Raw genomic sequence first — 26,141 nt, 5'->3', positions numbered from 1 at the left:
TGAAAATGAAGTTGAAGCTAGACGATAGGTCTACGACGGTAGAATAACAGCCCAGGCACTGCTAAGCCAACCGCAAGCCCTGCGATAATGAACATCGATTTCAAAAAGTTCTCCATCAACAATGCCAATAGTTCTGGGTTGTATCCGGCTCGGTTAATCTCAACCATGGCAATCATCGCCTTAAAGGCAAACACGCCAGGGACCATCGGAATCAAGGCTGCAACCGTAAATACTTTCGGGTGTGCTAACAATTTATGCGACCAATGCACCCCTATCATGCCTACCAATGTAGCAGCAAAGAACGTCGCCCATTCAATAGGAATACCAAAGTGCATCATCAAATAACGGCTACCGTGACCAATGGAACCTCCCAGCGCACAATAAATTAATGCTCGTTGCGGTACGTTAAACACCAATGCAAAACCAACCGCAGGAATCGCAGCAAAAAACATGTCGTTGAGTAACCCAACAAAAAGTTCCAAAATAGTCATTAGTTCACCCACCCCCATACGTCAGATAGGCTCATCGCTGCGACAATACCTAAGCTTGTAGCCAACGTTAATAAACTGGCCATGGTGAAGCGTGCGAGACCCATATTTATATGGCCTTTAAGCATATCTGCTACGGAGTTAATCAAAGGAAAACCAGGCACTAGCATCAATACTGACGAAGCCATCACGATAGTGGGTTGACCACCAATATTGTAGAGCACCGCCTGAGCTGAAATGGTGGTGGTGACAAAAGCGGTAATAGCAAAATTTAATAACGGATTGAAATGACGATGACCGATCTCTTGTCTCACAATCATACCGCAAGCCGAAGCTATAAACGTCATCATAAAGACATGCCAATCTCCGCCAGCAAGACGGCTAAAAGAAGCACACGATAGCCCAATCATTACGACAACTAACCAACGGTTGTAGCGTTCAGGACTGATCCCTTGGATCTTATTATAAGCTAAATCATAATCAAGAATCCCTTTCTCCATCATGATACACACGCGTTGAATCTCGGTTATCACCTGCATATTAATGCCACGATCAGCGCAACTTCGAGTCGTCGTTATGCAATGATCATCCATTACTGTTGTCACAACCAACGCATTGGCTGACAGTGCAACTTCAACCTCATTCACCCCACAAGCAATACCGATGCGGCGCATAATGTCACCGACCAGTGTGCTCTCGGCGCCATGAGCTAATAACATTTGTCCTGATTGAGCGACTAACCTTGAGATCGCTCTTTGTTTTGATGCCATGATTTCCTTCCCATAGGCGTTAATTATCTAAAGATAAATTTTGCATAAAAAACAGCAAGACGTCATGATTTAGATACAAAAAAACCGCAATTTTCATTGCGGTTTAATAAAACTATCAGCGTATCTTAGAAAAAGCGACCAAAGTGCTTATAAGAAACTACGAGGATTATTAATCACGAACATAGATAACATGACCGTCATCTTCTTCGTCATCCCAATCATCCCAGTCGTCGTCATCTTCAGTAACGACATTCTTACCGGCCATCGCATCTTTATGGTAGTCATCCCACATAAAGTTAACTTTTTCTTCTTCTTCAATTGCTTCAACTTCACGAGGTAGGTTCTCCATGAACTCACCCAGTTTAAAGCAAAGATCTTTGGTACCGATCTTGTTTACAGCAGAGATCTTGAAGTACTCGCCTTCCCAACCCAAAGCTTCAACGATTTCTTGAATCTTTTCGTCAGCTTCTTCTTCAGGCATTAGGTCAACTTTATTGAATACTAACCAACGAGGTTTCTGTGCAACTTTCTCACTGTATTGCTCAAGCTCATCGATGATCGTCAGTGCATTCTGAATAGGATCAGAACCATCGATCGGCAAAATATCGATCATATGCAGAAGAACGCGACAACGCTCAAGGTGCTTCAAGAAACGAATACCAAGACCAGCGCCATCAGCTGCGCCTTCGATCAAGCCAGGGATATCGGCAACTACGAAACTCTTCTCAGGGACAACACTTACCACACCTAAGCTAGGGATTAGCGTCGTAAACGGGTAATCAGCCACTTTTGGTTTCGCAGCAGATACTGAGCGAATAAACGTAGATTTACCAGCGTTTGGCAAACCAAGCATACCAACATCCGCTAGCAGAAGAAGCTCTAAACGTAGTTCGCGAACTTCACCTTTAGTACCCATTGTCTTTTGACGAGGAGCACGGTTAACAGACGACTTAAAGCGCGTGTTACCAAGACCGTGCCAACCACCTTTACCAACCATAACTTTCTTGCCATGCTCAGCAACTTCAGCAACGATTTCATTCGTGTGGATATCAACAGCGCGAGTACCTACCGGTACTTTCATCGTCATATCTTTACCACGTTTACCAGTACAGTTACCACCGCGGCCATTTTCGCCACGCTCAGCATTGTAAAAACGTTGGAAACGGTAATCGATCAGTGTGTTTAAGTTTTCATCCGCTTGAATGTAAACATCACCGCCATCACCGCCATCACCGCCGTCAGGACCACCTTTAGCGACGAATTTTTCGCGCCAAAAGCTTACTGTACCATTACCGCCATCACCGGCTTCTATTTTTACTGATGCTTCATCAACGAATTTCATTTTTTAACTCCGCACTTACGTTGCGTTACCACTCATCAAGGAATGATATAAATTCTAGCAGATCCGTGTTTAGATCGATCACCTAAGATCTAGATCGATCTGCAACCAAGGAACAAATAAGGAGAGGTTCTTTGCTTTCTGTATCTTAAAAAACAAACGGCTTCTTAATAAAACCAAACTGTTTCTCAAAAATAGAACGGCTTATCAAAACCAAAACAAGAGCGTCTACTTTTTTATTCTCGCTATAAATAAAAAACCCTGCCGAATCGGCAGGGCTTTTGAATTCAGCTTGAAAGCTAGTATAAATAATCTAATAAAAGATTAAATTACTCAGCTTCGATGCTTACAAACTTACGGTTTTTAGGACCTTTTACTGCAAATTTCACTTTACCTTCAGTAAGAGCGAAAAGAGTATGGTCTTTACCGATGCCAACGTTTGTGCCAGCGTGGAACTTAGTACCACGTTGACGAACGATGATGTTACCTGCAAGAACAGATTCACCACCAAAACGCTTAACACCAAGACGTTTGCTTTCTGAATCGCGGCCGTTATTAGTAGAACCGCCAGCTTTTTTATGTGCCATTGTTAAACTCTCCTAATACTTAAGCGTTAATGCCAGTGATTTTCACTTCTGTGAACCACTGACGGTGACCAGCTTGCTTACGCGAGTGCTTACGACGACGGAACTTAACGATTTTTACTTTATCGCCACGACCGTGTTGTACTACTTCTGCAGTAACTTTGCCACCTTCAACAAGAGGTGCACCAACAGCGATTTCTTCGCCGTTAGCAACAAGAAGAACTTTATCAAATTCTACAGTTGCACCAGTTTCAACGTCTAATTTCTCTAAACGAAGTGTTTGACCTTCGCTTACTCGGTGTTGTTTGCCACCAGATTGGAAAACAGCGTACATATTTTACTCCGCTTTTTCCGCACAGCCTATGGTTGTTAATTCTACAACTCGGGTGTGCGCTAAACTAATCAATAGGGCGCAGATTCTACGGGAATCATGCCGCTATGACAAGCCATATTTTTAAAATATTGGCGAAAACATGTTCGCCAAAGAAAAGTGCGGCAATGATGCCTTTAAGTGATGTATTAATCAACGTTTTTTAGTGTATTATTCAACAATTAAATACAACGTATAAGCCTTACAGGGTCTAACTTCAGCCGGATGAACAATGGATTTTAAAGCTATCCAAACGCTTACTGCCAATGATATGGCAAAAGTGAATGAAACAATTCAAGCCCAACTTAATTCTGACGTAAGTTTAATCAACCAGCTTGGTTTTTATATCGTTAGCGGTGGTGGCAAACGCCTACGTCCTTTGCTTGCTCTTTTATCTGCTCGTGCACTTGGTTATCAAGGTGAAGCTCATATCACCTCTGCAGCTTTTATCGAGTTTATTCACACAGCTACCCTTCTCCATGATGATGTCGTCGACGAGTCGGACATGAGACGCGGTAAAGCGACAGCCAACGCAGCTTTTGGTAATGCCGCTAGCGTTTTGGTGGGTGACTTTATCTACACTCGCTCGTTCCAGATGATGACAACGCTAGGATCCTTAAAGATCCTTGAGTTAATGAGTGAAGCAGTTAACGTGATTGCCGAGGGTGAAGTTCAACAATTAATGAACTGTAATAACCCGGACACCACAGAAGAAAGTTACATGCAGGTCATCTACTCGAAGACCGCTCGCTTGTTTGAAGCTGCAACGCAAATCGGTGCAATTCTTAGCGAATCATCACCTGAAATCGAAACGGCTATGCAAAACTACGGTAAATACCTAGGCACTGCATTCCAATTGATTGATGATGTGATGGATTACACTGCTGATGGTAAAGAGATGGGTAAGAACGTTGGTGACGATCTAGCCGAAGGCAAACCAACACTGCCTCTACTTTACGCAATGCACAATGGTTCTCCTGAACAAACCAGCATGATTCGAGAAGCGATTGAAAAAGCCAATGGTATGGAGCGTCTCGACGACATTATGGCTGTGATGAAAGGGACAGGCTCGTTAGAGTACACAACAAATAAAGCCTATGAAGAAGCAGATAAAGCGATTGCTGAGCTTTCTGTACTTCCTGATTCAGAATATAAGCAAGCGCTAACCACGCTCGCACACTTAGCTGTTAAACGTAGCAAGTAAGCAGGTTAATAGACAACTCGCTTCTAGCTTCTATATAAATAACAAAAAAGGGCCTCAGGGCTCTTTTTTAGTTTTGAACAAATATTTGTAAGATAATCAAATTCAATATCGGCTCGCTTCTAATGACAGCGGCAGTTGTACTTCAATTTCTTCAAGTTCTTCCATTGGCACTGCGTATTGCTCATGCCCATTGTAAGTCTCTACCAAGGCGTACTGCTCTTGCTCATCAATGACCAATATTTTTCCTAAGCGCCCCAAATAGTGGACATTCATACCCTTTTCAACAGTAGCCATAAACTTTACCTCGACCTTGGTTATATAGACAGATACGAGCAACTTGAATTTTAGGATCAAAAAAGCCGATCATAATGATCGGCTCTTATTAACTATCTTTTGGCTGAGTTAAATGGTGTCCCGCTTATTTAGCGAATTCAACACCGATCTCAATATCGCCATTTAGCGTTTCAAGCATGCTATCTAAAGCATTACGTTCGAAGTCGCTCAGTTCACCGTAGCTAAGGATCGCTTCTGCGCCCTCTTTGCCAAGTTTAACTGGTTGTGCGAAGAATGGTGCGTGCTCGCCTTCACCTTCAACGTATGCACATTCAATTACGTTCTCTTCGCCTTGAAGCGCTTTCACTAGAGCAAGACCGAAGCGACAAGCCGCTTGACCCATCGATAGTGTTGCACTGCCGCCGCCAGCTTTAGCTTCTACTACTTCAGTACCCGCATTTTGGATACGAGTTGTTAGCGCTGCGATTTCTTCATCAGTAAACTCTACGCCTTCAACTTGAGAAAGTAGAGGAAGGATCGTTACACCTGAGTGACCGCCGATAACAGGAACACGGATGTTGCTTGGATCTTTATCTTTCAGCTCAGCAACAAACGTTTCAGAACGAATAACATCAAGAGTAGTAATACCGAATAAACGACGCTTGTCGTAAACGCCCGCTTTCTTAAGTACTTCAGCAGCGATTGGTACTGTTGTATTTACTGGGTTAGTGATGATACCAACACAAGCAGTAGGACAAGTAACTGCGATTTTCTCTGCAAGAGACTTAACAATGCCAGCGTTCACATTGAAAAGATCCGCACGATCCATACCAGGCTTACGAGCAACACCCGCAGAAATAAGCACAACATCCGCACCTTCTAGTGCTGGTGTTGGATCTTCACCCGCGTAACCTTTGATCGAAACAGGTGTTGGGATATGGCTAAGATCGGCAGCAACACCCGGAGTTACCGGAGCGATGTCGTAAAGTGCAAGATCTGAACCAGCAGGCAGGCGGTTCTTTAGTAGTAGGGCTAGGGCTTGACCGATGCCACCAGCGGCACCAATAACAGCTACTTTCATTGTTATTCTCCTTGAGAGCTTTCTCTTATAAATTCTTGGTAGGGTAGTTCTTGAGCTAAATTATCGTTAAAAAAATATATTAATCACAAAGTGATTACAATCAATTAACGCCAGCTTTGCGACTTCGCGCAAGTCAATAAAACCGTGCTACACAGCAAGTTCGCATTATGGCGATAATCGACTGAAATAACAAAATAAGTCGACACTAATAACACATTATTCTATTAAATTTTTACAGTGATATGACTAACAAATTGCCGTGATATTTTAGCTAAAATTGAATATGTATGCGAGAATATGCAAACATCTTTGTTAATGAATAAGAATGACATATGCGCAATACAGAAAAACAAGACAACTTAGTTCGTGCTTTTAAATCATTACTAAAAGAAGAACGTTTTGGTTCGCAAGGCGAGATTGTCGATGCCCTCAAACATGAAGGTTTTGAAAGTATCAACCAATCTAAAGTTTCGCGTATGTTAACTAAGTTTGGTGCAGTTCGAACTCGTAATGCAAAAATGGAGATGGTTTACTGTCTTCCTGCTGAACTTGGTGTTCCGACAGTTTCTAGCTCTCTAAGAGAATTAGTATTAGATATTGACCACAACAATGCATTGGTGGTGATACACACTGGCCCAGGTGCGGCGCAACTTATTGCTCGTTTATTGGACTCACTGGGTAAGTCGGAAGGTATACTAGGTGTTGTTGCAGGCGATGATACTATCTTCATCACTCCCACCCTGTCCGTTACCACTAAGCAATTGTTTGATTCTGTGTGCGAACTGTTTGAATACGCAGGATAATTGGTCACTGTTTCATAACCATCAACCTGATTAATGGATCACGAACACCGATTCGCTTCGTGATCCAAATCACATCCTAGAATATCTATCTCCCCCTCCTCAAACACCACTAAACCATTGATTTTAAAAAACTCAGTAGCAAATCAAACATAAGATCTAAGCGTCATTTGTTAGATTTTTTAGCTATATCTTTTAACATTTGAGTAATTTTCTGCCAATTTTTGATATTATTCAGCCACTTTTTCATCACATGGATTGAAAAAGGTGCCGTTTCCAAATAGGAAACTCCAGAAACGACTACACTTGTTTCAGGGTTAATAATGAATAAAGGAAGGGAAATTCATGGCATTTACCAAACTTATTAAAGTTGGGGCTATTGCAGCTGCTGTAATGGGCGCTGGCGCAGTTAACGCTCAAGAGTTCATCACAATTGGTACTGGTTCAGTAACGGGTGTTTACTACCCAACTGGTGGCGCTATTTGTAAGCTAGTGAACAAAGGCCGCAAAGACCACAACATTCGTTGTTCTGTAGAATCTACTGGTGGTTCGATCTACAACGTTAACACCATCCGTGCTGGTGAACTAGATTTCGGTGTTGTTCAATCGGACTGGCAATACCACGGCTACAACGGTACAAGTAAATTTAAAGATCAGGGCGAATACAAAAAACTTCGCGCTATGTTCTCTCTACATACAGAACCGTTCAACATCATCGCTCGTACCGATGCTGGTATCAACAATGTGTCTGACCTAGCAGGTAAGCGTGTAAACATTGGGAACCCAGGCTCTGGTGACCGTGCAACGATGGGTGTTGTAATGGACGCTATGGGTTGGACTAACGATAGCTTCAAGCTTGCTTCTGAACTTAAAGGTTCTGAGCGTTCACAAGCTCTTTGTGACAACAAGATTGATGCATTCATCTACATGGTTGGTCACCCGAACGGATCAATCAAAGAAGCAACGACTTCTTGTGATGCAAAACTGGTTTCTGCAACTGGTCCACAAATCGACAAGATCGTAGCTGAAAACCCATACTACGCATACAGCACAGTTCCAGCTGGCATGTACCGTGGTACAGATGCTGACGTAAACAGCTTCGGTGTTGCTGCAACTATGGTAACAACGTCTGACGTTTCTGATGAAGTCGCATACAACGTTGCTAAAGCGGTATTTGAAAACTTCGCTACATTCAAACGCCTGCACCCAGCATTTGCGAACCTGAAGAAAGAAGACATGGTTAAAGCGGGTATCTCAATCCCTCTTCACCCTGGCGCAGTAAAATACTACAAAGAAGTAGGCCTTCTAAAGTAATTCTACTTTAAGCCTACTCTACCAATAAGGAGGCATGTCCTCCTTATTGGCTTTTCACGTTTTATAAAAATAACCCAAGTGAAAAGAAACAAACCTTTAAGTTTCTCCAATTTGGCGAACTTACCTTCGTATCAAGCCTAAGACAAAGACGAACAAAAAACGCATTTCCCTATCCATTCGCTACACTAGATAGGAAATAAATAACGTCTCGTTGTTCGTAAGAAAGGCAGACCATCAATAATAAGGATAAAGTACATGACGCAGACAACATCACCGTCTCCAGATGTGCAAGAAATGGTGGCACAATCAGACACTGGTGCGCGTAGCCCTCACGGTATCCAAGGCCGTATTTTATGGTTTGTGCCTCTATGTTGGTCACTGTTCCAACTTTGGTATGCATCCCCGCTGCCGTTCATTTTTAACTTCGCAATTTTAAACGACACTGAAGCTCGAGCAATTCATCTTACGTTTGCCATCTTCCTAGCCTTTACCGCTTACCCAGCAATGAAAAATTCGCCTCGGGATAGAATTCCTGCGGTCGACTGGATATTAGCGCTGGTTGGTAGCTTTTCAGCTTCGTATATCTATATTTTCTATACTCAACTCGCTGAACGTTCAGGCGCACCGACAACATTCGATATTGTTGCTGCTGTATTTGGTATGGTTCTACTGCTTGAAGCAACACGACGCGCTTTAGGTCCACCTCTTATGGTTGTGGCTGCAGTATTCCTACTTTACACCTTTGGCGGTCCACACATGCCAGACGTTATCGCCCATAAAGGTGCAAGCCTGAACAAGGCAATGTCGCATCTGTGGCTAACAACTGAAGGTGTATTCGGTGTTGCTCTTGGCGTCTCTACGTCATTCGTATTCTTGTTTGTACTGTTTGGTGCAATGCTAGAACGCGCAGGCGCTGGTGCTTACTTCATCAAAGTGGCTTTCTCTTTGCTTGGCCACATGAAAGGCGGTCCAGCGAAAGCAGCTGTTGTTGCATCTGGCCTATCCGGTCTAGTGTCTGGTTCATCTATTGCTAACGTGGTTACCACGGGTACTTTCACAATCCCTCTGATGAAAAGAGTCGGATTCTCAGGTGAAAAAGCCGGTGCTGTAGAAGTAGCCGCTTCAACCAATGGTCAGTTAACCCCACCAATCATGGGTGCTGCTGCATTCTTGATGGTTGAATATGTGGGTATCTCGTATGTAGAAGTGATTAAAGCGGCGCTATTGCCTGCTCTTATCTCTTACATCGCCCTGATTTACATTGTTCACTTAGAAGCATGTAAAGCGGGTATGACAGGCCTACCTCGTCGTCACACACCAACTATCGTACAAAGCCTACTGTCTTTCACTGGTACCATTTTAGGTCTTTGTGTCATCAGTGCTGCGGTTTACTACGGTGTCGGCTGGACGAAAGATGTCTTTGGCGATGCAGCGACACCTATTGTTACCGTTGCTCTATTGATCTCTTATGTAGCCTTGGTTCGAGTATCAGCAAAATATGCCGCTGAAGGTGGCATGGACATCGATGCCGAGCTAACAGAAGTACCCGATCCAGGCCCAACCATTAAGTCTGGTTTACATTTCCTATTGCCTATCGTGGTGCTTGTTTGGTGTCTGACTGTAGAGCGATTCTCTCCAGGTCTTTCTGCCTTCTGGGCAACGGTATTCATGATCTTCATTTTGATCACACAGCGTCCTTTGATGACTCTGATGAACAAATCGGACGATCTTGCAGAGCAAACTAAAGCCGGTTTCGTTGATCTATTAGAGAGCTTGGTTTCAGGCGCGCGCAACATGATCGGTATCGGTGTAGCAACAGCTGCAGCGGGTACGGTTGTCGGCGTGGTGACTCTGACGGGTATCGGCTTGGTAATGACGGACTTCGTTGAGTTCATCTCAGGCGGTAGCATCATTCTTATGCTGCTGTTCACTGCGGTAATCAGCTTAATCTTAGGTATGGGCTTACCAACAACGGCGAACTACATCGTTGTATCAACGCTGATGGCTCCGGTAATTGTTACCTTAGGCGCGGCGCATGGCCTGATCATCCCTCTGATTGCAGTTCACTTATTCGTGTTCTACTTCGGTATTTTAGCCGATGATACGCCTCCAGTTGGTTTGGCAGCTTTTGCGGCCGCCGCGATTGCAAAATCAGACCCGATTCGAACCGGTATTCAAGGCTTTACTTATGATATCCGGACCGCGATCTTGCCATTCATGTTCATTTTCAATACTCAACTACTATTGATGGGCATTGATTCTTGGTGGCATCTATTCCTCACTATTTTCTCTTCTGTAACTGCGGTACTTATCTTTGCCGCTGCAACGCAAGGTTGGTGGTTTACCAAGAACAAATGGTGGGAAACGATCCTATTATTGGTTCTAACTTTCTCTTTCTTCCGCCCTGGCTTCTGGTGGGACATGATTTATCCAGAGAAAGTTCTTTCACCTGGAGTTGAGATCGCTCAAATCACAGAAGGTCTATCTGTGGGACAATCTCTTGAGTTAAGAGTGGGTGGCGAAAACTTAGAAGGTGACTATTCTGAGAAGACGGTTCGCCTTCCATTTGAAGATTCTGCGACAACAAGTGAAGACCGCATTGCTTCAATGGGCTTAATGCTGACGAAATCTGAAGGCAAGATGATTGTCGACATGGTTGAGTTCGGTAGCCCAGCAGAAGCGGCTGGCATTGACTTTGATTGGGAAATTAAATCAGTTATCCAAGACGCAGAAAGACCAATGAAAGAGTGGGTATTCTTACCATCCCTACTGATTCTAATTGGCTTAGCGATGAACCAAAGAAGGCGTGCTCGTAAGGATGAGATTAGCGCGTAATGGATAGAGCCAAGTAGTGCTCACTCTATTTGGCTTTATTACATGGAAAGGATAATCACAGCGCTTGGTCAATACTAAGCGCTGATAAAAAAGAGAAAAACACATGTATAAACAAATCCTTGTTCCTGTTGATCTTAACGACAAAGGCTTTTCTGACAAAGCTGTTGAATTAGCGGTATGGCACGCAAAGCACAGTAATGCTGAAATCCACATCTTGAACGTATTGCCGGGCATTCACATGTCGATGGTTGCGTCTTACTTCCCGAAAGATGCAGCAAACCAAATGAAGCTCGATGTGAAAAATCAGCTGAAAGAGTTTGCAGACAAGTACATCGACGATGAAGTAGTTTATAAGGTTCACGTTGCAGAAGGTAAAACCTACACAACGATTCTAGATTACGCAGAAAAGCTTGGGGCAGACCTGATTGTGATGCCTAGTCATAAGCGCTCGAAAATCGACAAAGTGGTACTGGGTTCAGTGGCGAGTAAAGTCGTACAGAATTCACCAATCAATGTATTGGTCATCAAACCTCAAGGCTAATGGCTTCTGGCAGATAAGCTAAGTCGAACTACAGACAAAACATCTAAAAAGGTTGGCTCAAAGCCAACCTTTTTTATGTCTGAAGCTGAGCGTATAACCGCTTACTGTGAATTAACTCACGAGATTCTGTGGCTTCCCTTCAACAAACGCATCAATGTTATCCATCAGAATATCGGAAAGCTTTTGAATTGAGCTGTCACTGCCCCACGCTACGTGTGGCGTTAACAATAAATTCGGCAAGTGGCTATTCGCTAACAACGGATTCGAAGTATCTGCAGGCTCTTGTGTGAACACATCCATGCCCGCGCCCGCAATCTCATGATTTATCAATGCTTCGACCAAGGCTTGCTCATCGACTAATCCACCACGGCCAGCATTAATTAGCACCGCACTTGGTTTCATCATTGTAAGCTCTCGCTTCGAAATCAGATTTCGAGTCGCTTCGGTCAACGGGCAATGCAAGCTGATCGCATCTGCTTGTTGTAACACCGTATCAAAAGGTAGATACCCTTCTCGACAAGAATCTGCCCCTTTGCGCTCAGCAAAAATTACGTTCATACCAATCGCTTTGGCCAATATCGCGGTCGCTTGCCCTAAGCTGCCGCTACCCATTAAACCTAATGTGCTGCCTGCAACATCTTGGATTGGATGGGTGAAAAAGCAGAACTGTTTGTCCTTTTGCCATTCGCCGGCCTCGATGTCTTGATGATAACCAATGAGGTTTCGCTTTAACGTAAACAGCATCGCGATAACATGTTCAGGTACCGATTGAGTCGCGTAGCCTTGCACGTTTGTCACTGCGATATTGTTACTCTTACAGTAGCCAACATCGACATTATTCACACCTGTTGCTGAAACGGCTATTAGCTTAAGCTGTTGTGCTTGAGCTAAATTCGATTCGTTGAGCACCACCTTATTGGTAATAACCACATCAGCGCCTTCCATTCGTTCAGACACTTGCTCCGGCGAAGTAAAATCATACTCAACCCACTGATGTTCAAAGCTGATAGGTTTTAAATGAATTTGAGATGGGATGGTGGCTCTGTCGAGAAAGACCACTTTCAACTTCCGCATTGTACGTCCTTGTATTGGTATTGATTTAACCATTCTAAGCTTTTAGCTTGTTGTAGTCTGGAAGCTCTGGCGCAATTTCAAAGTGCTGTTCAATTTGCGGTGATGCTTGAGGATAAAATTCACACGGAACAAAGGCTTTGAAAAGCTGATTATTAGCCGGATGATAAAAGCTCAGTTCACACGCGTGCAGAGCTAACCTATCACTATAGTTAAACGCATCTGGCGTTGCATAAAACTCGTCGCCAACGATTGGATTCCCTAGTTCCATGCAGTGAACACGTAACTGATGAGAGCGGCCAGTGATCGGCAGCAACTTCAACAATGCCGTTTGAGCCTCTTGTCGCTCCACCACATAGCGAGTCTGTGATGACTTGCCATCCTCGAAGCACACCTTTTGTCTTGGTCGATTTGGCCAATCACAAATGAGCGGCAGATCAATCAAACCTTCTACTTCTTCTACTGAACCCCATACTCGGGCGTAATAGAGTTTGTGTGTCAGTCGATATTGAAATTGCTTCTTCAAATGACGCTCAGCTTGTTTGTGTTTAGCGAGCAGCATCAAGCCCGATGTCGACATGTCCAGTCGATGCACCACCTGAATCTCCGCAAATTCGACAACCAACCGACTCCACATACTGTCGTAATGCTCTGGCAATCTCCCTGGCACCGAAAGCAGGCCTGCAGGCTTGTTCACCACAAGAATATCGTCATCTTGATAAACAATATCAATCCACGGTTCACGCGGTGGTGTGTACTGTTCTAACGCCATTAAAGCCTCTTAATTACTAGTGAATAAATAATTTACGGTTGATTCGTTTATTAATAAATACAATTTTCAACATTTTTGTACATAAAAGTTGACGACCTTACAAAACATGGTATTGATAGGGTAACGGATAATAAGAAGTCAGCATCAAAGGAAAAATGATGGAAAGTACGGTTAAAACTACCAGCACAAAAACACCAACCTCAGCTCCCCTATCAAGTTTAATTAAGTCTCTTGGCCCAGGCATTATGATGGCCGCAGCAGCTGTAGGTGGCTCTCACTTAGTAGCCTCAACCAAGGCTGGTGCGATTTATGGTTGGCAGCTAGCCGCGCTTATTATCCTCGTAAACATATTTAAGTACCCGTTCTTCAAAGCTGGTATCCAATACACACTAGGAACGGGTCAAAGCTTGGTGGAAGGTTACTCTAACCTAGGCCGCCCATACCTTGTGATCTTTTCGATACTGAGTGCTATTTCCGCAGTCGTGAATACCGCAGCCTTGCTGTTATTCAGTGCGAGCCTACTCAGTTACTTTATTCCTTTCGATTTAGCCACCAGCACCTTGTGCATGATCGTTTTAGCGACCTGTTTGATCATTCTTTTTGCGGGCCATTACCGCGCGCTCGACACTCTCTCTAAAGCGATCATGGCGATCCTGACCATCACAACCTTAGCTGCTGTTGCGATTGCTATTGGCTCTCCAGTCGAACCTGATGCCGCTTTTGTGCCACCATCACCTTGGTCATTGGCAGCTATCGGATTTATCGTGGTGACTATGGGTTGGATGCCTGCGCCTATCGAGATCTCAAGCATCACTTCTATGTGGCTAAAAAGCCAAAAAGAGAAACAAGACGTGACCGCTCAATCAGCACTGTTCGATTTCAATGTAGGCTACATTGGTACGGCATTGCTTGCATTGGTATTCGTTGCTTTAGGTGCTCTGGTACTTCACGGCTCGGGAGTTGAATTATCTCGATCTGGCGTTGGCTTCACTCATCAGTTGGTCGGTATTTACGCCTCAACAATTGGTGAATGGTCTCGTCCACTGATCGCAATCGTCGCCTTCTTCTGTATTTTTGGCAGTACCATTACCGTTATCGATGGCTACTCACGCGTACTTGCTGAATCACAGCGTCTACTGCTTAAAAAAGAGAGCAGCCCAAGAATGCTACAAGGGTGGGTAATCATCGTATCTATCGCTGCGCTAGCAATCGTAATGTTCTTTAGTGCAGCCTTGATGCCAATGCTCGATTTCGCGATGATACTCGCCTTTATCACGACCCCATTCTTCGCATTACTGAATTTCATTTTGGTGAGCAAAGCAGAGCTACCTAAAGCGCTTGCGATTGGCACTAAGCTAAAATGGTTGTCTGTAGCAGGTCTGGTTTACCTATTTGGCTTCTTAGCTCTGTTCGTTTGGTGGAAATGGTTGATGTAATCAGCTATCCAAATTATTAGCCAAACTCTTAAACGAACTATTAACCAAACGGTTAACCAAGCTACAGATACAAATAAGGCCTTCGTGATGAAGGCCTTATTTCGTTAAAGCGTCAAGCTAGCGATATTCGAGTTCTTGGCTTAGTTGTGAGAAACCACAATCAAGCGTAACGAATCCAGCTGAACCTGAGCTTTACTGATGTAACCGGTCAGTTCATTGATTTGAGCTTCGATAACTTCTAGCTCTTCATCACGAATGTTAGGGTTCACCGCTTTAAGCGCTTGTAGACGCTCTAGCTCACCGTTCAAGTTGGTTTGCATATCTTTCTGGGCTTGCTGACGAACTTCTTCAACCTTCGGCAGTACATGCGTCTCACCGGCTTCAATTAGCTTGTGAATTTCACCCTGTACTGAATTCACCAACTTGCTTGCCAAGTGACGGTTCACAGGACTTAGCTGACGGTTAAAGCTATCGAACTCAACCTGAGCAGATAAATCGTTACCACGACCATCCATCATCAAACGAATCGGCGTCTTAGGTAAGAACTGGCTGATACCGCTGCGCTTTGGCGCTTGTGCATCAACAAGGTAAACCAGCTCAAGCAGGATAGTACCAACAGGTAGCGCTTTGTTTTTCAGTAGCGATACCGCTGATGCACCCACACCTTCGCTCAATAGCAGATCAATACCGCCCTGAATCATTGGGTGTTCCCAGCTAATGAAGTTCATGTCTTCACGAGACAGCGCAGTTTCACGATCAAACGTGATGGTTGCACCTTCATAAGGTAGGCCTGGGTAGCTTGGAACCATCATGTGCTCAGATGGCGTCACAACTAGCGCATTTTCACCCTTATCGTCTTGGTTCAAACCAATGGTATCGAACAGACTCAGTGCAAAAGACACTAGGTTAGTATCACCGTCAGTCGACGCGATCTTTTCTGCAATCTCATGCGCTTTTTCGCCGCCATTTGAGTGCATTTCTAATAGGCGATCGCGGCCTTTTTCTAGATCTGATTTTAGGCTTTGATTTAACTTGGCTGATTCTTCAATCACTTCATCAAGTTGTTCGGTGTTACCAGAAGCCAACATCTCAATAAGAACATCAGAGTACTTGTCGTAAACCGTGCGACCTGTAGGGCACGTCTCTGCAAATGCGTTCAGACCTTCATCGAACCAACGCGCTAGAATCGCTTGCGATGTGCCTTTTAGGTAAGGAACGTGAATGTCGATATCACGCAGTTGACCGATACGGTCCAAACGACCAATACGTTGCTCAAGCAAATCTGGGTTGAACGGAAGATCGAACATCACTAACTGGTTAGCAAATTGGAAGTTACGACCTTCAGAACCGATTTCACTACAGATAAGAACCTGAGCACCGCCTTCTTCTTGAGCAAAGTAAGCCGCCGCTTTATCACGCTCTAAAATCGACATGCCTTCATGGAATACGGTTGCACGCACACCTTCACGCTCACGCAGTGCTTGCTCTAATTGCAAAGCAGTACTCGCACGAGAGGCGATCACTAAGATCTTTTCGCTGCGCTTATCTTGAATCTTTTCAATCAACCAGTTCACACGTGAATCGAACTGCCACCAGCTTGAGTCTTCACCTTCAAACTCTTGGAAGATCTCTTCTGGGTACAGCATCTTCATCGCACGAGCTTCGGGAGCCATTTTGCCACCGATCATGCCTGATACGCGCATAGAAGTTGTGTACTGCGTTGGAATATCCATCGGCAGTAGGTTTACATTACGCTTAGGGAAGCCTTTGATTGCAGCACGTGTGTTTCTGAATAGAACACGGCCGGTACCATGGCGATCCATAAGGTTATCAATTAGCTCTTGGCGAGCTAACGCTTGCTCTTCTTCGCTGCTATCGCCCTCGATAACGCGGAATAGAGGCTCAACATCTTGCTCAGATAGAAGCTCTGTAATCTGATTCTTCGCGCTGTTTTCAAGCTTCACGCCAGAGAACAATGCCGTTACAGCATCAGCAACAGGGGCATATTGGTCTTCTTCTTCAACGAATGCTTCGTAATCGTAGAAGCGATCAGGATCAAGCAGACGCAGACGTGCAAAGTGACTCTCACGACCCAGCTGTTCAGGGGTTGCTGTCAGTAGCAGTACGCCAGAAGTATTTTCAGCTAATCCTTCAACCACTTGGTATTCGCGGCTCGGTTTGTCTTGGCTCCACTCAAGGTGGTGCGCTTCATCGACAACCAACAAATCCCACTCACCTTCAAGTGCTTGCTCGTAGCGCTTACGGCTCTTACGTAGGAAATCTAAAGAACACAGAACGTATTGCTGTGTATCAAATGGGTTATCTGACTCCGCGAAGGCTTCAATACAACGCTCTTCGTCAAAGATAGAGAAGTGCAGGTTGAAACGGCGCATCATCTCTACTAACCATTGGTGTTGCAGAGTTTCAGGTACCACAATCAGAATGCGTTCAGCACGGCCAGACAACACCTGTTGGTGAATGATCATGCCTGCTTCAATGGTTTTACCTAGACCCACTTCATCAGCTAGTAAAACGCGCGGAGCGTGACGACGACCCACTTCATGAGCAATGTACAACTGATGAGGAATCAAACCAGCGCGCATACCACACAAGCCACGCATCGGGCTCTTATGTTGCTGGTATTGATTGCTTAACGCACGGTAACGCAGTACGAAGTTATCCATACGGTCGATTTGACCTGCGTACAGCTTATCTTGTGGTTTGTTAAAGCGGATCTGGTTGCTTAAGAATATTTCACGCAGAGTCACCTCTGTCTCTTGAGTGTCTTCACGAGTGCCCAAATAAGTCAGTAGCCCCTTATCTTCGATAACTTCTTCGACAGATAGAGACCAACCTTCTTGGCATTCGATGACATCGCCAACATTAAACGTTACTCGGGTTACGGGAGCATCAGTGCGTGCATAGACACGATTCTCTTCTGATGCTGCAAACATTACTGTCACTGTTCGAGCGTCCATTGCTACAACGGTACCTAAACCTAAATCGCTCTCCGTATCGCTTATCCAGCGTTGCCCCAAAGCAAATGTCATGAATCGACTACCTCAATCTTATAGTTGGAATTTGGTCATTTGAACTGCAATTTAAACAAGAGCGTTATCGCTCCTGCATTAAAAATATAGCTAAAAATGCCTAGTTTGCAGCCACTTTTTAAGTGCGCTCTCGATAATAAATATCTCAAGAAAATGGTGCAGAAAAAGGTCGCTAATATTACTCGATGCTGTGATTTAGGTCACGCCTAAAGGCGATGATTTCACACTTTTTTTCTGTTTTCGCCAATGCAATCAAACTGTCAAAAAATCATGGTTAATCTATAGGTAGCAGATTGCTGCTCTTAAATGAACACGCCATATTCATTCACAACGATATGGCGATATTTCTCTAGATGAAGTTTAGGTGAGTAGTTGACTATCACCGGAATGAGATACTAATCTTTATATGAGCTTTATCTACGTTCAATGAATGCAAGGCAAGCCGCACGTCGGCAAGGAGATGCTATGGGCGAGACCAACCGGAAGCTATTTGTTTTAGACACTAATATCCTACTTCACGAACCTTTCGCTATATTTTCTTTCCAAGAGCACGATGTCGTTATCCCCATGACGGTGCTAGAAGAACTCGACAGAATCAAAGACAGTAAAAGAGACGTTGCTCGAGATGCGAGAATTGCGATTCGAACGCTCGAAGACTTGTTCAGGGAAGCCACACCAGACCAAATATCGGAAGGCATTCCTTTTTCTAAAGACATAAACGCATCTGGCAGTATTTCAATACTCGCTGATTACGAACTTCAAGAAAGCATCAAAGCCTTCGCCGATGACAAGGCAGGCGATAACCGAATCCTCAACGCAGTTCTTTACCTTCAAAACAAACGCGCACCACGCGAAGTGGTTCTTATCACTAAAGACATCAACATGCGCTTACGAGCCAAAGGCGCTGGGGTCCGCTTTGTTGAAGACTATCAAACTGATCAATTGATTGATGACATCCAATACCTCACTAAAGGCTTTCAACAACTCGAAGGCTCATTCTGGGATGGCGTCGATAACGTCGAGAGTAGAAGTTTAGGCGGAAAAACGCTGCACACCCTCGCAAGAGTACCTTTCGATCCAACCTTCCTCAACCAATATGTGATTGACGAAGAAAGTGACTTTGCTGGTCGTGTAGAAGAGATTGAGGCCGAACGCATTACGCTCAGAGATCTCAGTCGAGAAAGGTTAATGAACCGCAAGACATGGGACATTACACCTAAGAATGTCTATCAAGGGATGGCGATTGATGCACTGCTCGACCCTGATATTGATTTGGTGATTCTCACCGGCGCTGCAGGTAGTGGTAAAACACTGTTAGCCATGGCTGCCGCACTTGAGCAAACCATAGAGCGTAAACAATTCGATAAGATCATCGTAACCCGAAACACGCCCGATATCGGTGAGTCGATTGGGTTCCTTCCCGGCACCGAGGAAGAAAAAATGCTGCCTTGGTTAGCGGCAGTGACCGATACACTGGAAGCTCTGCACAAGAACGATCACTGCACCGAAGGGTCAATGAAGTACATCTGTGACAAAGCCAATATCCAGTTCAAATCGATTAACTTCATGCGAGGCCGCTCAATTCAAAATGCCTTTGTCCTTTTGGATGAGTGTCAGAACCTCACCGCTTCACAAATCAAAACCATCATCACCCGTTGTGGTGAAGGCACCAAGATCGTCTGTTCAGGAAACCTAGCTCAGATAGATTCATCCTACTTAACCCCTGTAACTTCAGGCTTAACCTACATGGTCGAGCGTTTTAAAGACTTCGAAGGCAGTGCCAATATTCACCTCAATGGTGTAGTACGAAGCCGACTGGCAGAATTTGCTGAAGAGAACATGTAACGATTCGGTTTAGTAAATAGCGATCCAGCAACAGAAAGCCCAAAAACAGAAAAGCGCCTCACATTGGAGGCGCTTTTAACTTTTAACTTCTAGCTTCTAAGAAACTGAAACTCTAATCAAACGGGGTTAGCCTGAATTACTCAGTACCACCTACTGTAAGAGAGTCTAGCTTCAATGTTGGTTGACCAACACCGACTGGAACGCTTTGGCCGGCTTTACCACACACACCAACACCACGGTCTAGGCTAAGGTCGTTACCCACCATAGACACTTGCTGCATCGCTTCGATACCCGAACCGATTAGCGTTGCACCTTTCACTGGGTGAGTGATCTTACCGTTTTCAATCATGTACGCTTCAGAAGCGGAGAACACAAACTTACCAGAAGTAATATCCACCTGACCGCCACCAAAGTTCGGCGCGTAGATGCCTCTTTCAACCGTAGAGATAATCTCTTCAGGAGTATGCTCACCTGGCAGCATGTAAGTGTTGGTCATGCGCGGCATAGGAAGGTGTGCATAAGACTCACGACGACCATTACCTGTAGGCGCTACACCCATTAGACGAGCATTAAGCTTATCTTGCATGTAACCTTTTAGGATGCCGTTTTCGATTAGCGTGTTGTACTGACCGTTTACACCTTCATCATCAACGTTTAATGAACCACGAAGATCTGTCAATGTACCATCATCAACGATCGTACATAGGCTTGATGTTACTTGCTCGCCGATCTTACCTGAGAATACTGAAGATTCTTTACGGTTGAAATCACCCTCTAAACCGTGGCCTACCGCTTCATGTAGAAGAACGCCCGGCCAACCCGAACCAAGAACAACAGGCATTGCACCAGCAGGTGCAGCAACCGCTTCAAGGTTAACTAACGCTTGGCGGATTGCTTCATCAGCAAATTGGTAAGCAACCTGAGAACCATTAGCATCACTTAAGAAGAAGTCGTAACCAAAACGACCACCGCCACCAGCACTGCCACGTTCACGACGATCGCCTTTTTGTGCCAGTACGCTGATAGACAAACGAACAAGCGGACGAATATCACCCGCGAAAGTGCCGTCAGTAGCAGCAACAAGCATCTGCTCATGCACACCGCTTAAACTCACTGATACTTCAGTGACCATAGGCTCTTTGGTACGAATGTAAGCATCAAGCGCTTTTAGTAATTCTGTTTTTTGTTGTTTTTCCCAGCTTGCTAGCGGATTAACAGCGTCATAGTAAGCTTGGTTCGAATTGCGTTTGAAAGCGTGAACCTTGCCGTTTTGGCCTTGCTTCGCGATACCACGAGCAGCAATCGCACTTTGCTTCAGACCCTCTAATTGGATTTGATCAGAGTACGCAAAACCGGTTTTTTCGCCAGATACCGCTCGAACACCAACACCGCAGTCGATGTTGAAAGAACCGTCTTTAATGATGCTATCTTCTAGCACCAAAGATTCATGCCAGCTTGACTGGAAATAGATATCAGCATAATCAATTTGGCGGGTAGCAATGCTCGCCAATGTATCTGCGATATTTTGCTCCGTAAGCCCTGTCGGGTTCAGTAGTGCTTCTTCAATTTGATTAATGCTCATAAATGGCTCTTGTTTGTAATTAAAATTGATTGGTGAATCGAGAATGTTGCGCTATTGGCATATTTTGCCTAATTGACTCACAACTGGATGTGTCTATCTCAACCACCATACTTTTAGGCTCTTGGTCCAATTGTGCGACCACTCGTCCCCATGGATCAACCACCATTGAGTGTCCCCATGTTTCTCTTTGGCAAGGATGTTTGCCACCTTGCCCTACCGCTACAATCCACGATTGTGTTTCGATCGCACGGCACCTTAATAAGGCTTCCCAATGCGCTTGACCAGTCACTGCTGTAAACGCCGCTGGAACGATAATGATCTGCGCACCTTGCTTACGTAACTCTGAATACAAGTGTGGAAAGCGCACATCATAACAAATACTCAAACCTAAGCGACCAAAAGGCGTTTCTGTCGTCACAACTCGGTCACCCGGAGTGAAAATATCGGACTCTCGATAACACTTATGCGCATCGGCCACATCAACATCAAACATATGTAGCTTGTCGTAATGAGCCACTAAGCTGCCAAAATCATCAATCACCAATGTTGTAGTAGTCACGCCTTTAGTCGTACTTATAGGCATGCTACCGACAATAATCCAGATTCGATGAAGCGTAGCTAACTCAGACAGTTTCTTCTGTAATGGGCCATCATTTAAGGGCTCTGCATACTGGTGATAATCGGCTTTGCTACCAAAAACTAACGTGTTTTCAGGGCAAACAACCCACTTAGCCCCTAACGCTTTGCACTTTTCTACTTCTTGAGCAAGGTAAGCAAGGTTCAATTCAGGGCTAGGGCCAGATGTCATTTGAATCAACCCAACGCTATCCATGTGTCTCGCTCCTCTATTCATTATGATTCAGAAATCGGCATTTGACCGTATATTAACCGACTGGCTTGTTAACAACTACTCAGCTAGTTTTCTCAATTTTTCGGGTAGCTGGAACTCGCCAGAACTACGAGAAAGCTCACTCACCGTAGGTGAATCCAATGGGCCTTTTACCGAGTAATTCACTTGAGTAAAGACTTCAACCACCGGCGATATAACCGTAGTCACCGCCAATACATACAGCGCCGTTTGAGGCGTTACCGCAAAGGCCGTCAATACTGGAATGCCCGAGGTAATATCAGGAGTAAAGTTCACTTCAGCATCAACCTGACGCGTATTCAGGTTAGCAATTCCTTTGATCTTCATCTCACCTGCGACCGCATCCATATTCAGATCGTTCGTCAGGAATATGCCATTTTGAATCTTGCCGGTTCCTGTGATGCTATTGAATGCCATGCCTTTATCAAACACATCAGAGAAATCGAGCTGCATCTTACGGATAATCGAATCTAGGCTAAATAGACCAAGCAATCGAGCAGCACCACTTACGTCTGAAATAATGCCTTTGCCGAATTTGGTTTCAACGTTGCCGTCAAGGGTATCCATTTTAATACCCCAAGGAGATCCATCCCACTGCAGTTGACCTTCCAGCGCGAAAGGCGCTTTTTGAATCCCTGAAGTAATACCAAAACGTTCCATTAATTCACTGTTGTTTTCGCCTTCAACATCAACGGCTAGCGATGAATGACTCTTATCGCCTTTCAACTCCCACCAGCCACTCACATCCGCTTTGTTTCCGCCGCTTCGAACCTGAATCTTCTTCCACTCAATACGATCGTCTTGCCTGGCCAGTTCAACATCGACCTTACCGACCTTATAGCCTTGCAACCAAAAATCGTTAAGGGTCAATTTTAGATTTGGCATCGCATCATGGATCTTTCTATCCAATTCAGAGATCAATGGGGCTTCTTGCTCTTTTCGTTGAAGCAATTGTTCTTGGTTTTTCTTGTCACTCCACTCAGGAACGTACAAATGTAGGCGATCCAGCGAAACCGTTAAATCGTATGGAGGCAGATAATTAATATCCCCTTCGATCTCTTGGCTAGACACTTCCATCTGCCACGCCTGTTTGTTCTTACGAGCGCTAAAATCGACATCATTCCAAGGAATACCGCCTAAGATCAGTTCCTTACTCTCGAACGTAATGCGACTTGGTGCAGGAATGGTTGGCGTGTTCATTTGACTGAGCACAGCATCTGAAGGCTTCACCGGTTCCATAACAACCGATAACCAATCATCGGCATTAAATTTGTCGGTACGAATTAATGCATGATGGCCAACGACAGGGCTAATTTTATAGCCACCACGACCCAGCACTAAGTTAGTCGCCGTTAACTCAGGAACATCGCCAGTAATATCAATTTCAGCTTGGTATTTAGTGTTCGGCAGTTGCAGACGCGCGGTAATCGACTCTTGGTTGCCCGAGGCTTGAAGCCTTGCAGAACCACTTTCTAGTGATTTTTTCGCCAATGGATACGGGTAATCGCTCGCCAAGTATTTAAGATCTGACTGTAAATCTAATTGGTAAGTAAACCCGATGTCATTAAGTTGAATATCAATCTGGCTTTGCCATTGCGCATGACCTGACAAGCGGCTCAACCACTGTTCACCAACATAAGGCTCTAGAGGCTTAACGTCCCAATCGCCCAATACATCGATATCAACGGCATATCCAGGCCCATCGTTGAGCCCTTTAAAATCAACGGAAATACCTTGCTTTAATAAATCGGCAGCGAGACCGTTGGCCGTAATCACATCATTATCAAATTCAATACGCCCAGTGGTATTTTCAAGCACCATTGGCGGCGCTTCAATCTCTACATGGTTATCTTTGAGATCAGCATAACCCCACGCTCTTGGCTCTTTTTCGGAATCAAAAGGAATATTGAGTTGGAATTCAGACGATACATCACCACTCACTTGCAGCGCCGTTAGGGCAGCACCCACAGAATCAACCAACGGTGAAGCCGTCATGTAATCACGAACCGCATTACCTGACGCCGTCGCTTTAGCTTCAATTTCAATATGGCCGCCTTCCCCTAAATAAGGAATGCGTCCTGTGATTCGGTCTGCCATCACATCCATCAATTGAGCGGAACGAGAATCAAGATGCATCGCATCATTTTCAAACAACAGATCAAGTTGAAGATCGGTAATCAATGGCCAGGCGGTATCAAAGCTGAACTTAGCGTCCTCTAAGCCAACCCAAACTTGGAAAATACCATCGTGGTTGGTGTATGGATACTGAGACAAATCGCCATGCCACAACAGTTTTACGGTATCTGCTTTACCCGCTTGAATCGCAGTAGAAAGGTAGTCGGTAAGATCTTGTCCAAGTGCCAATGTAGGTAAGTAACGCCATGTTTCGCCGACATTGTAAGCATCAGCTTCGCCGTAGAACGATAAGAATGGGCTAGCATCCTTTGGGAAGTCCAAGCGAAATGCGCCTAGAACTTGTAAATCTGGCGTGGCTGCTGTGATTTTATCGGACCAAAGCTTCCAACCGTTTTCATCTTGCTGCCAAACAATGTCAACCTGACCTTGTTTGATATTTAAAGGCGCTTGAAAGACATCACCATAAGGAAACACATCGTCAATCACATGCAGACTGGCTTTCGCTTCAGATGCAGAGCCAAACACACTGCCTGAAACTTGGCTAAAGCCCGGAACCAACTCCCATTGCTCAATGGCAAGATCACTAAAACTCGCTGAATAACGTAAGCTTTCGATGCCAGAATCCATTGAGACCCGAATATCAGAAACAGAGCCACCAGGCTTCAACGAATTGATCATTTTGGTTGATTGCGCAGAATCAGGCAGTAACTTGATTAACGGGGTAATAGTTTCTACATCAAGTTCAGAAACATTGAGCTCCCAAGGGCCTTTATTCCACTTGAAGGCAACATTAAGTTCAGGCCATGGTCTATCGTCGGTTCTTAGGTTAAGAGAGTGCCCATTTACTTGCCAACCTTCAGCGAGTGGAGACAGTTTAAACACCCCTGACTCAATCATCAGATCATGTTGGCCATCTTCGTTCCAAGTCAATTCAGAAGGTAACACCTCAACATACGCACTCACTGGTTTGCTGTTTCTCAAGGTCAGCCAGCTATTTAAACTCACAGTACCGGTTTCAACACCAGACTCAGCCTGCATGTAACGGGTTAACCATGGTTTAACCGAAATGTTATCTGCACTCACATAGAACTCACCGGTTACATCGGTTAATGAGCCACCATCGATAAAGTTAGCACTTACTGACAACGAGTTAAGATTGGCGTCTTTAATGCTAACAACCCCTTCAGCAAGGTGATGTTTATCTGTGTTTTGCCATTTTAAAATGTCGATATCGAGCTGACGATCTTCGCCCGAGACTGAACGATAGAGAAGTGAAGAATCTTTAGCGGTCACATCCACCAAAGTTTTCAATAGTAAATTATCCAGCTCTTGCATCACTCGCTTCGAAGAGCCGGGGTCTTTAGGTTCGTCTGTACCGTTTTTTCCAGCAAACAGATCAATTGAGCGAATATCAAGGTACATTTGATTCATGACCAGATCGGCCACAACTGGACGCATCTGAACGAGCGATTGAATCAAGTCAAACTCGACTTCAACACGCTCAACAGAGAAGGTCACATCTTCTGCATTGGGAAGGCTAGCTTTAACGCCTTGCAGAGCAATAGAGGGGTGAGTGTTACGCCAAAAACCACCCACGTCTTGAATAGAAAAATCAAAACCGGAATGTTGGTTTACCCAAAGCTCAATTTCAGATTGATACTTATTTAAATTGGGTAAGGCTACACGCAGTGTAGTAACAGCAATGGCTAGCGTTACTAAGAGAGTAACCACTAACCATAGACATGCACGAAGAATCAGAGTAACGCTTGAACTCACAAAATA

General features: G+C 44.6%; 20 protein-coding genes. 7 read left to right on the top strand and 13 right to left on the bottom strand.

The window, feature by feature from the left end:
• Nucleotides 1-17: 17 nt before the first annotated feature.
• The 5 genes from DUN60_RS00405 to rplU all read right to left on the bottom strand — a co-directional run bounded on the left by DUN60_RS00405 (nt 18) and on the right by rplU (nt 3,515).
• On the bottom strand, nt 18-491 hold the full coding sequence (locus DUN60_RS00405) for a threonine/serine exporter family protein (RefSeq protein WP_162808202.1): 474 nt from the start codon (nt 489-491) through the stop codon (nt 18-20).
• Nucleotides 491-1,258, bottom strand: coding sequence for a threonine/serine exporter family protein (locus DUN60_RS00400; protein ID WP_114632943.1), 768 nt, complete (start codon nt 1,256-1,258; stop codon nt 491-493). The genes DUN60_RS00405 and DUN60_RS00400 overlap by 1 nt, the downstream gene beginning before the upstream one ends.
• Before the next feature lie 169 nt (nt 1,259-1,427).
• A complete protein-coding gene (gene cgtA / locus DUN60_RS00395; protein WP_009847831.1) occupies nt 1,428-2,600 on the bottom strand; it encodes an Obg family GTPase CgtA in 1,173 nt (390 codons plus the stop codon).
• Between the two features lie 326 nt (nt 2,601-2,926).
• Nucleotides 2,927-3,184 carry a 50S ribosomal protein L27 gene (gene rpmA, locus DUN60_RS00390; protein WP_004735905.1) on the bottom strand — a complete coding sequence of 86 codons (258 nt, stop codon included), beginning with the start codon at nt 3,182-3,184 and terminating at the stop codon, nt 2,927-2,929.
• 19 nt (nt 3,185-3,203) lie between these two features.
• Complete coding sequence (gene rplU / locus DUN60_RS00385; RefSeq protein WP_004740823.1) at nt 3,204-3,515, bottom strand: 50S ribosomal protein L21; 312 nt, start codon at nt 3,513-3,515, stop codon at nt 3,204-3,206.
• 268 nt (nt 3,516-3,783) lie between these two features.
• Here rplU and ispB point away from each other — a divergent pair, with 268 nt between their 5' ends.
• Nucleotides 3,784-4,755 (top strand): octaprenyl diphosphate synthase, encoded by a 972-nt coding sequence (gene ispB / locus DUN60_RS00380; RefSeq protein WP_114632942.1) that lies wholly within the window; start codon nt 3,784-3,786, stop codon nt 4,753-4,755.
• Nucleotides 4,756-4,857: 102 nt separating this feature from the next.
• Here ispB and DUN60_RS00375 read toward each other — a convergent pair whose 3' ends face one another.
• Both DUN60_RS00375 and mdh read right to left on the bottom strand, forming a co-directional pair.
• Nucleotides 4,858-5,049 carry a hypothetical protein gene (locus tag DUN60_RS00375; RefSeq protein ID WP_054547893.1) on the bottom strand — a complete coding sequence of 64 codons (192 nt, stop codon included), beginning with the start codon at nt 5,047-5,049 and terminating at the stop codon, nt 4,858-4,860.
• Nucleotides 5,050-5,173: 124 nt separating this feature from the next.
• On the bottom strand, nt 5,174-6,109 hold the full coding sequence (gene mdh / locus DUN60_RS00370) for a malate dehydrogenase (protein WP_102487784.1): 936 nt from the start codon (nt 6,107-6,109) through the stop codon (nt 5,174-5,176).
• 332 nt (nt 6,110-6,441) lie between these two features.
• Between mdh and argR the strand changes: the two genes are divergently transcribed.
• The 4 genes from argR (at nt 6,442) to DUN60_RS00350 (ending at nt 11,599) form a co-directional block, all read left to right on the top strand.
• Nucleotides 6,442-6,912, top strand: a complete 471-nt coding sequence (gene argR / locus DUN60_RS00365; RefSeq protein WP_004735909.1) for a transcriptional regulator ArgR — start codon at nt 6,442-6,444, stop codon at nt 6,910-6,912.
• Nucleotides 6,913-7,254: 342 nt separating this feature from the next.
• Complete coding sequence (locus DUN60_RS00360; RefSeq protein WP_017078819.1) at nt 7,255-8,223, top strand: TAXI family TRAP transporter solute-binding subunit; 969 nt, start codon at nt 7,255-7,257, stop codon at nt 8,221-8,223.
• Between the two features lie 255 nt (nt 8,224-8,478).
• Entirely contained in the window at nt 8,479-11,058 is a 2,580-nt protein-coding gene (locus DUN60_RS00355; protein WP_114632941.1) for a TRAP transporter permease, read from the top strand.
• 103 nt (nt 11,059-11,161) lie between these two features.
• Nucleotides 11,162-11,599, top strand: a complete 438-nt coding sequence (locus DUN60_RS00350) for a universal stress protein (RefSeq protein WP_004735912.1) — start codon at nt 11,162-11,164, stop codon at nt 11,597-11,599.
• Between the two features lie 111 nt (nt 11,600-11,710).
• On the opposite strand, the gene DUN60_RS00345 is transcribed toward DUN60_RS00350, so the two are convergent.
• Both DUN60_RS00345 and rluA read right to left on the bottom strand, forming a co-directional pair.
• Complete coding sequence (locus DUN60_RS00345; RefSeq protein ID WP_114632940.1) at nt 11,711-12,673, bottom strand: D-2-hydroxyacid dehydrogenase; 963 nt, start codon at nt 12,671-12,673, stop codon at nt 11,711-11,713.
• 34 nt (nt 12,674-12,707) lie between these two features.
• Nucleotides 12,708-13,442: a bifunctional tRNA pseudouridine(32) synthase/23S rRNA pseudouridine(746) synthase RluA gene (rluA, locus tag DUN60_RS00340; RefSeq protein ID WP_114632939.1), complete on the bottom strand. Its 735-nt coding sequence runs from the start codon at nt 13,440-13,442 to the stop codon at nt 12,708-12,710.
• 158 nt (nt 13,443-13,600) lie between these two features.
• Between rluA and DUN60_RS00335 the strand changes: the two genes are divergently transcribed.
• On the top strand, nt 13,601-14,878 hold the full coding sequence (locus DUN60_RS00335; protein WP_114632938.1) for an NRAMP family divalent metal transporter: 1,278 nt from the start codon (nt 13,601-13,603) through the stop codon (nt 14,876-14,878).
• A gap of 140 nt (nt 14,879-15,018) precedes the next feature.
• Here DUN60_RS00335 and rapA read toward each other — a convergent pair whose 3' ends face one another.
• Nucleotides 15,019-17,928, bottom strand: a complete 2,910-nt coding sequence (gene rapA, locus DUN60_RS00330; protein WP_017086997.1) for an RNA polymerase-associated protein RapA — start codon at nt 17,926-17,928, stop codon at nt 15,019-15,021.
• Between the two features lie 465 nt (nt 17,929-18,393).
• Between rapA and DUN60_RS00325 the strand changes: the two genes are divergently transcribed.
• Nucleotides 18,394-19,773: a PhoH family protein gene (locus tag DUN60_RS00325; RefSeq protein ID WP_114632937.1), complete on the top strand. Its 1,380-nt coding sequence runs from the start codon at nt 18,394-18,396 to the stop codon at nt 19,771-19,773.
• 136 nt (nt 19,774-19,909) lie between these two features.
• Here the strand turns inward: DUN60_RS00325 and tldD are convergent, their stop codons facing one another.
• The 3 genes from tldD to DUN60_RS00310 form a co-directional block, all read right to left on the bottom strand.
• Nucleotides 19,910-21,355: a metalloprotease TldD gene (gene tldD / locus DUN60_RS00320; protein WP_054547864.1), complete on the bottom strand. Its 1,446-nt coding sequence runs from the start codon at nt 21,353-21,355 to the stop codon at nt 19,910-19,912.
• A 19-nt stretch (nt 21,356-21,374) separates the two neighbouring features.
• Nucleotides 21,375-22,187 carry a carbon-nitrogen hydrolase family protein gene (locus tag DUN60_RS00315; protein ID WP_114632936.1) on the bottom strand — a complete coding sequence of 271 codons (813 nt, stop codon included), beginning with the start codon at nt 22,185-22,187 and terminating at the stop codon, nt 21,375-21,377.
• A 75-nt stretch (nt 22,188-22,262) separates the two neighbouring features.
• Nucleotides 22,263-26,135: a YhdP family protein gene (locus DUN60_RS00310; protein ID WP_114632935.1), complete on the bottom strand. Its 3,873-nt coding sequence runs from the start codon at nt 26,133-26,135 to the stop codon at nt 22,263-22,265.
• Between the last annotated feature and the right edge of the window lie 6 nt (nt 26,136-26,141).

The organism is Vibrio splendidus, assembly GCF_003345295.1.
GTDB lineage: Bacteria > Pseudomonadota > Gammaproteobacteria > Enterobacterales > Vibrionaceae > Vibrio > Vibrio splendidus_K.
This window is presented reverse-complemented; position numbering and strand designations above follow the sequence as displayed.